Here is a 1,382-nt window from a genome sequence, read left to right as displayed (position 1 = left end):
GACAGGAGCGTAGGGGCGGGCGCCTCGCGAAGGCCGCGGGCCGCCTCCCGCAGGCCGGCGTGCCCGCACCGTGCCCGGCCGAAGACCGCCTCGGCGATGCCCGGCACCGAGGCCCGAGGTCGAGCGCGATCCGCACGGTCCGGCGCCCGGCGCCCTACTGCTCCGCCCGGTCCCGCACCATCTGTGTGCTCCTGGCAATCCGAGTACGGCGGTGCGTCGGGTGCGTCGGGTGCGTTCGGTGCCGCGTGATGCGTTCGGCGGTGCGAGGTGGGCTTCGGCCGGGGGAGTACGGGCCCGGGGACGGACGCGCTCAGGGGCAGGCGCTCGCCGACCGCCCGCTCAGGGCGAGGGCGAGGCGGCGGTGCCACCGGTGGCCGCACCGGTTCCGGGAGCCGGGTCGGCCTCCAGGAGCGCGTTGTCGTCCCCCGGCTCGGGAATCACGTGCATCGCGGCCTCCTCGGCCGACGCCGCCGCCCCGTCGATGCCCACATCGCTGGCGGTGAGGGTGGCCGGGACACTGCCGTCCGCCTGCTGGGTCAGCCGTCCGGCGCGGGCGACACCGACCTCGTCGTCCCACGGCTCGCCGTCGCCGCCCACCAGATCGCCCACGCCGTCGCCGGCGGAACCGTCCGGCTCGGGCACTTCCCTGGTCAGCCGGGCTTCGAGGGACTCGCCGGTGTGCCGCTCGTTGGCCGTGGTGCCGAGGCCGTCGACCGCCCAGGGGCGGTCCGGCGGTGCGTAGCCCTCGTCCAGCGGGTCGCCGGTGCCGGACGGATCCATGAGCGTGTCCCCGGCGTCGAGCTGTTCGCCGGGGTCGGAAGCCTCGGGTTCCTGGGGCTGGTAGACGTCGTCCCCCCAGTCGGTGTCGCTCATGGCGCGTCCTTTCCTCCGGGAGTACCGAATACCACTGTCCCCTGTACGCAATTCCACTCCGGTCCCGCTCCCGCCGCAAAGGGAAGATCGGATTTCGGTGTCCGGGGCGGGCGTCCCGGACCGGTCCGTACGCAGGTCGCGGCCTGTTCGAGAAGCGGTGCGTCGGCGTCCGCGGAGTCGACGACAAGGTTCCGGAACCGACCGTGCCGGAGATCCTCAGCACCGTCCGGCCGGCCGACGGCGCACCCTGACGCCCGGCCTCCGCTCCGGGGCACCCGCTGTCAGCCCGATTTCGGTCCGGCCCCGCCCGGGACTCCGTTCCGGGCGTTCGCCCCGGTCGGGGCGGCCCGGCGGCGGACCGCTGCCCTTCCCACCGCACGTACACTCGGTCCATGGGACGCAGCGCCGAACCGAGGACATGCCCGCACCGGGCCGCCTCCGCGCTGCCCCCGGCCGCGACCCGCGCGGCTGTGCCCCCGGCGCCCGCGGACTGTCTCTTATACACATCT

General features: G+C 75.2%; 1 protein-coding gene. It reads right to left on the bottom strand.

Going from position 1 to position 1,382, the window contains the following annotated elements; genetic code table 11:
* Window positions 1–339: 339 nt before the first annotated feature.
* Window positions 340–873, bottom strand: a complete 534-nt coding sequence (locus tag CR470_RS37925) for a DUF5709 domain-containing protein (RefSeq protein WP_097872287.1) — start codon at window positions 871–873, stop codon at window positions 340–342.
* Between the last annotated feature and the right edge of the window lie 509 nt (window positions 874–1,382).

The sequence above is a fragment of the Streptomyces sp. rh34 genome (assembly GCF_002551245.1).
GTDB lineage: Bacteria > Actinomycetota > Actinomycetes > Streptomycetales > Streptomycetaceae > Streptomyces.
This window is presented reverse-complemented; position numbering and strand designations above follow the sequence as displayed.